The 6256-nt window shown below is 63.4% G+C and carries 6 protein-coding genes; all 6 read left to right on the top strand.

Annotation, left to right across the window (positions count from 1 at the left end; genetic code table 11):
- Window positions 1-1276 (top strand): glycerate kinase (locus J4E53_RS29455; RefSeq protein WP_207268260.1); only part of this gene is annotated, 1276 nt, incomplete at its 5' end.
- Complete coding sequence (gene pyk, locus J4E53_RS29450) at window positions 1266-2681, top strand: pyruvate kinase (RefSeq protein ID WP_103311273.1); 1416 nt, start codon at window positions 1266-1268, stop codon at window positions 2679-2681. The genes J4E53_RS29455 and pyk, both read left to right, overlap by 11 nt.
- A 115-nt stretch (window positions 2682-2796) precedes the next feature.
- Window positions 2797-3696: an urea transporter gene (locus J4E53_RS29445; protein ID WP_103311272.1), complete on the top strand. Its 900-nt coding sequence runs from the start codon at window positions 2797-2799 to the stop codon at window positions 3694-3696.
- A gap of 20 nt (window positions 3697-3716) precedes the next feature.
- Window positions 3717-4541: an ion transporter gene (locus tag J4E53_RS29440; RefSeq protein ID WP_060741143.1), complete on the top strand. Its 825-nt coding sequence runs from the start codon at window positions 3717-3719 to the stop codon at window positions 4539-4541.
- 98 nt (window positions 4542-4639) lie between these two features.
- Window positions 4640-5638 (top strand): sulfate ABC transporter substrate-binding protein, encoded by a 999-nt coding sequence (locus tag J4E53_RS29435; protein WP_060741142.1) that lies wholly within the window; start codon window positions 4640-4642, stop codon window positions 5636-5638.
- A gap of 249 nt (window positions 5639-5887) precedes the next feature.
- A partial coding sequence (locus tag J4E53_RS29430; protein ID WP_207268259.1) for an MFS transporter occupies window positions 5888-6256 on the top strand: 369 nt, incomplete at its 3' end.

Raw genomic sequence — 6256 nt, 5'->3', positions numbered from 1 at the left:
GGTCGATCCGCAACAACTGCTGCGCGAGCTGTTTGCCACAGCCATCGATGCGGCCCATCCGCACCACGTCCTTGAGCACTACCTGCCCAGCGACCGCAGCGGCCGAGTGATCGTCATTGGCGCCGGCAAGGCCGCGGCGGCCATGGCGCAAGTGGTCGAGCGCTGCTGGCAGGGTGAAGTGTCCGGCCTGGTGGTGACCCGCTACGGCCATGGCGCGCCCTGCCAGAAAATCGAAGTGGTGGAAGCCGCCCACCCGGTGCCTGACGCCGCGGGCCTGGCCGTGGCCCAGCGAGTCCTGGAGCTGGTGAGCAATCTCAGCGAAGACGACCGGGTGATCTTTCTCTTGTCCGGCGGCGGCTCCGCCCTGCTCGCCTTGCCAGCCGAAGGCATCACCCTGGCCGACAAGCAATCGATCAACAAAGCCTTGCTCAAGTCCGGTGCGACCATCGGCGAGATGAATTGCGTGCGCAAGCACCTCTCGGCAATCAAGGGCGGGCGCCTGGGCAAGGCCTGCTGGCCGGCGACGGTGTACACCTACGCGATTTCCGATGTGCCGGGTGACCTGGCCACGGTCATCGCATCCGGCCCCACGGTGGCCGACCCCAGTACATCGGCCGAAGCCCTGGCGATTCTCCAGCGCTACCACATCGATGTGCCGGCGTCGGTGCGCGACTGGCTGCACAGCCCAGCGTCGGAAACCGTCAAGCCCGGCGACCCGAGCCTGGCCCGCAGCCACTTCCAATTGATCGCCCGTCCCCAGCAATCCCTGGAAGCCGCAGCGGTGAAGGCTCGCCAAGCCGGTTTCAGCCCGTTGATCCTCGGCGACCTGGAAGGCGAATCCCGGGAGGTGGCGAAAGTCCACGCCGGCATTGCCCGGCAAATCGCCCTGCACGGCCAGCCGCTGGCGGCGCCGTGCGTGATTCTCTCCGGCGGCGAAACCACCGTCACCGTGCGCGGCGATGGCCGTGGCGGGCGCAATGCCGAATTCCTGCTGAGCCTGACCGACAGCCTCAAGGGCCATCCCGGCATTTATGCACTGGCTGGCGACACCGACGGCATCGACGGTTCCGAAGACAACGCCGGCGCCCTCATGACCCCGGACAGCTATCGCCGCGCTGCCGAACTGGGCCTGTGCGCCAGCGACGAGTTGGATAACAACAATGGCTACGGCTACTTCGCCGCCCTGGATGCGCTGATCGTCACCGAACCGACCCGCACCAACGTCAACGACTTTCGCGCCATCCTGATCCTCGAGAACCCCCAACATGACGCCTGATAAAAAGGTCAAGATCCTCGCGACCCTCGGCCCCGCCACCCGAGGCATCGATGACATCCGCGAGCTGGTACAGGCCGGCGTGAACATCTTCCGCCTGAACTTCAGCCACGGCGACCATGCCGACCACGCCCAGCGCTACCAGTGGATTCGTGACGTCGAGCAGCAGCTCAATTACCCCTTGGGCATCCTGATGGACCTGCAAGGCCCGAAGCTGCGGGTTGGCCAGTTCGCAGACGGCAAGGTCCTGCTGCAACGGGGCCAGGCCCTGCGCCTGGACCTGGACCCGACGCCGGGTGATCAACGCCGGGTCAACCTGCCCCATCCGGAAATCATCGCGGCCCTGGAGCCCGGCATGGACCTGCTGCTGGACGACGGCAAGTTGCGCCTGCGCGTGACCGCCAGGCACCGCGACGCCATCGACACCGAAGTGCTCAACGGCGGCGAGCTGTCGGACCGCAAAGGCGTGAACGTGCCCCAGGCCGTGCTCGACCTGAGCCCGTTGACCGCCAAGGACCGGCGCGACTTGAGTTTCGGCCTGGAGCTGGGCGTGGACTGGGTAGCGTTGTCGTTCGTGCAGCGGCCCGAGGACATCCGCGAGGCTCGCGCGCTGATCGGCAACAAGGCGTTCCTGATGGCGAAGATCGAGAAACCGTCGGCGGTGGCCCAACTGCGGGAAATCGCCGAATTGAGCGACGCGATCATGGTCGCCCGCGGCGACCTGGGGGTCGAAGTCCCGGCCGAAAGCGTGCCGCAGATTCAGAAAAACATCATTGGCACCTGCCGCGCCCTGGGCAAACCGGTGGTGGTGGCCACCCAGATGCTCGAGTCGATGCGCTTTTCCCCGGCGCCCACCCGCGCCGAAGTCACTGACGTTGCCAACGCCGTGGCCGAAGGGGCTGATGCGGTGATGCTGTCGGCGGAAACCGCCTCAGGGGATTACCCCCTTGAAGCCGTGCAAATGATGAGCAAGATCATCCGCCAGGTGGAAAACGGTCCCGACTACCAGGCGCAGTTGGACGTCAGCCGAGCGAAAGCCGAGGCCACGGTGTCGGACGCCATCAGCTGCGCGATCCGGCGCATCAGCAGCATCCTGCCGGTGGCGGTGCTGGTGAACTACAGCGAATCAGGCAGCTCCAGCCTGCGCGCGGCGCGGGAGCGGCCGACGGTGCCGATCCTCAACCTCACGCCGAACCTGCAGGCCGCCCGCCGCCTGACGGTGGCCTGGGGCGTGCACTCGGTGGTCAATGATCGGTTGAAGCAGGTGGACGAAGTCTGTTCCACCGCCCTGGAAATCGCCCAGGCCCAAGGCATGGCCCAGCGTGGCGATACCTTGCTGATCACCGCGGGCGTACCGTTCGGGCAGCCGGGGTCGACCAACTCGCTGCGCATCGAGACGTTGATCTAGCGTCTGTACTGGCCTCATCGCGAGCAAGCTCGCTCCCACAGGGGGCTGCGGTGCCCTTGTGGGAGCGAGCTTGCTCGCGATGAAGTCGACTCGATCCCTCTGACACACACCTACCATGCCCAACACCCACTGCCCCGACTGGGCCACCGCCCTGCTCAACGGCTTCAGCCAAGTCTTTCTCCAGCGCCATCCGCTGTGCGGCCTGCTGTGCCTGTTGGCGATTCTGCTCACGGCCCCCGCCCTGTTCGGCGGCGCGTTGCTCGGCGGTGTGGCCGGGTTGTTGACGGCCCAGCGACGCGGTTACCCCAAGGCCGACCGGCAAGCCGGACTGTTCAGCTACAACGGCATCCTGCTGGGCTTGCTGCTGAGCCTGGCGTTGCCCTGGTCCGTCCTGTTGCCACCGTTGATCATCGCCGCAGGTGGCCTCAGCGCGATGCTGACCCAGCAATGGCTCAAGCGCACCCGAGGCCCTCGCTGCCTGCCCGCCTACACCGCGCCCTTTGTCGGGCTGGCCTGGCTGCTGATGGGTTTCACCTTGCCGCAGCCCGCCGCCACCTCGATTGAAATGACCCTGCACAACCTGCTGGCCGCGCTTCTGAGCGGACTGGGCCAGGTCATGTTTCTCGGCCACCCTGCGGCCGGTGCGCTGATCGCCGCCGGTCTGCTGCTGGCCAACCGGCGCGCCGGCGCTTGGGCATTGTTCGCTTCCGCCGTCGGCCTGGCCTTCACCCTCTCGCAGTATGAAAACGCATCCGCCCTGTCCGGGCTGGGCGGCTATAACCCGGTGTTGGTGGCGCTGGCCCTCAGCCAACAGCGCCGCCCATGGCTGCCGCTGATGGGCATCGTCCTGGCAATCATGCTCACGCCAGGCTTTAACGCCCTCGGCCTGCCTCCCCTGACAGCACCGTTCATCCTCGCCTGCTGGCTGATCCAGGCCACCGGCCGGGCGTGGTGTCAGGCCAGCCTCGACATCGCGCCTTGCGCTGTACGGGGCAATCCCCCTAGGCTTCGCTGATTCCGGTTCAGGCGAAGATTATGCAAAGCAGCGACAACTGGCGTGAACGCCTCTACGTGATCATTTTCCAGACCGACACCGTGGCCGGCCGGCGCTTCGACAGCACCCTGCTGTTGATCATCCTCGCCAGCCTGGTGATCGTGATGCTCGACAGCATCGACAGCGTGCACAAGCACTATGCGGCCCTGCTGGCGGCTATCGAGTGGGGCTTCACGTTCATCTTCATCGTCGAATACGGCCTGCGCCTGTACTGCTCGCCCAAGCCGCTGCGCTATGCCTTCAGTTTCTACGGCCTGGTGGATCTTCTGGCGATCGTGCCGGGGATCCTGGCGCTGTACTACAGCGATGCCCAATACCTGTTGATCATTCGGATCATCCGCATGCTGCGGATTTTCCGCGTGCTCAAGCTCAGCCCTTACCTCAAGCAAGCCAACTACCTGATGGCGGCGCTGCGCGGGAGCAAGCAGAAAATCATCGTGTTCCTGGTCAGCGTCTCGACCCTGGTGACCGTCTTCGGCACGCTGATGTACGTCATCGAAGGCCCCGAGCACGGTTTCACCAGCATCCCCAAGGGTATCTATTGGGCTATCGTGACACTGACCACCGTAGGCTTCGGCGACATCGTGCCCAAGACACCCCTGGGCCAAGTGGTGTCGTCCCTGGTGATGATCACCGGTTACTCGATCATCGCCGTGCCAACGGGTATTTTCACGGCTGAACTGGCCACGGCCATGCGCGGTGACCAGCTCAAGCACGATTGCCCGGTGTGCAGCAAAAACAACCACGAACACGGCGCCGCTTTCTGCTCCCGTTGTGGCAATGCACTGTTTAAGAAATTGGAATAAGCAAAGCACTTTTTGATGCTTGAAGGTCTATAGGCATGCAGCTAGTGTGCTGGCTAATTGCCCGGAATCCCCGTTCAAATAAAAAGGAATTCGTATAAGTGAAGAACTTCTTTGGCGCCTCCCTTCTCGCCGTTGGCCTGACCTTCGGCAGCCTGGCCCACGCCGCCCCGACCCTGCTTAACGTTTCCTACGACGTCATGCGCGACTTCTACAAGGACTACAACACAGCCTTCCAGAAGCACTGGCAGGCCGAGCACAACGAAAACATCACCGTGCAAATGTCGTTCGGCGGCTCCAGCAAGCAGGCGCGCTCGGTGATCGACGGGCTGCCGGCGGATGTCATCACCATGAACATGGCCACCGACATCAACGCCCTGGCGGACAATGGCAAGCTGGTGCCCGAGAACTGGGTCACCCGCCTGCCGAACAACAGCGCGCCGTTCACCTCGGCCACGGTATTCATCGTGCGCAAAGGCAACCCCAAAGCACTGAAGGACTGGCCCGACCTGCTCAAGGATGGCGTGCAGGTGATCGTGCCCAACCCGAAAACCTCCGGCAACGGTCGCTACACCTACCTGTCGGCCTGGGGTTACGTGCTGAAAAATGGCGGTGACGAGAACAAGGCCAAGGCCTTCGTCGGCAAATTGTTCAAGCAGGCGCCGGTCCTGGACACTGGCGGTCGCGCCGCGACGACCACCTTCATGACCAACCAGATCGGCGACGTGCTGGTGACCTTTGAAAACGAGGCGGAAATGATCGCCCGCGAGTTCGGCCGCGACCAGTTCGAAGTGATCTACCCAAGCGTTTCCGCCGAAGCCGAGCCACCGGTCAGCGTGGTCGACAAAGTCGTCGAGAAGAAAGGCTCCCGCGAAGCGGCAGAGGCCTACCTCAAGTACCTGTGGTCGCCCGAAGGCCAGGAAATCGCCGCCGCCAACTACCTGCGCCCACGGGACCCGGCAGTACTGGCCAAATACACCGACCGCTTCCCGAAAGTGGACTTCCTGTCCGTGGAAAAAACCTTCGGCGACTGGCGCACGGTGCAGAAGACTCACTTCAATGATGGCGGGATTTTCGACCAGATCTATAGCGGCCAGTAAGGCTCGACTCGCCTCAAAGCCAGGCTGTCAGCCAAGTCCAAACCTGTGGGAGCGAGCTTGCTCGCGATAACGGTCTGTTCTGCATCAATGATGTTGGAATGAAGCCGCTATCGCGAGCAAGCTCGCTCCCACAGGATCTGATCGTTACCATTAATCCCCGGCATGTCTGATATCAGCCGCAAAGCCTGTTCCTGAGCCCTGCAAGTCTTTAGCCTCACGCCATCCTTTCAATTGATCGATGAGATTGCCATGAGTGCTCATTCACCCACCTCGCCCGGCAGCACCCTGACCCGCGGCATGGTCCTGCTCTTCGCCTTCTGCTGCGGCGCCATTGTCGCCAACATCTACTACGCCCAACCCATCATCGAACTGATCGCACCCGATGTCGGCCTGAGCAGCACCATGGCCAGCCTGATCGTCTCGCTGACCCAGATCGGTTATGCCCTGGGCCTGTTTTTCCTGGTGCCGTTGGGTGACTTGCTGGAAAACCGTCGATTGATGATTCTCACCACGCTGGTGGCGATTGCCAGCCTGTTGGGGGCGGCGTTCACTGACCAGCCGAATGTGTTCCTGCTGGTCTCGCTGCTGGTGGGGTTCAGTTCGGTGTCGGTGCAAGTC

This window comes from Pseudomonas sp. FW305-28 (assembly GCF_017351395.1).
GTDB classification, from domain to species: Bacteria; Pseudomonadota; Gammaproteobacteria; order Pseudomonadales; family Pseudomonadaceae; genus Aquipseudomonas; species Aquipseudomonas fluorescens_AA.
The sequence above is the reverse complement of the archived record's forward strand: the minus strand, read 5'-3'. Positions and strand labels throughout refer to the sequence as shown.

Coding starts and splice junctions, on each gene's coding strand:
- J4E53_RS29445 (WP_103311272.1), top strand. CDS start 2,797: ATGCCCAACACCCACTGCCCCGACTGGGCCACCGCCCTGCTCAACGGC.
- pyk (WP_103311273.1), top strand. CDS start 1,266: ATGACGCCTGATAAAAAGGTCAAGATCCTCGCGACCCTCGGCCCCGCC.
- J4E53_RS29440 (WP_060741143.1), top strand. CDS start 3,717: ATGCAAAGCAGCGACAACTGGCGTGAACGCCTCTACGTGATCATTTTC.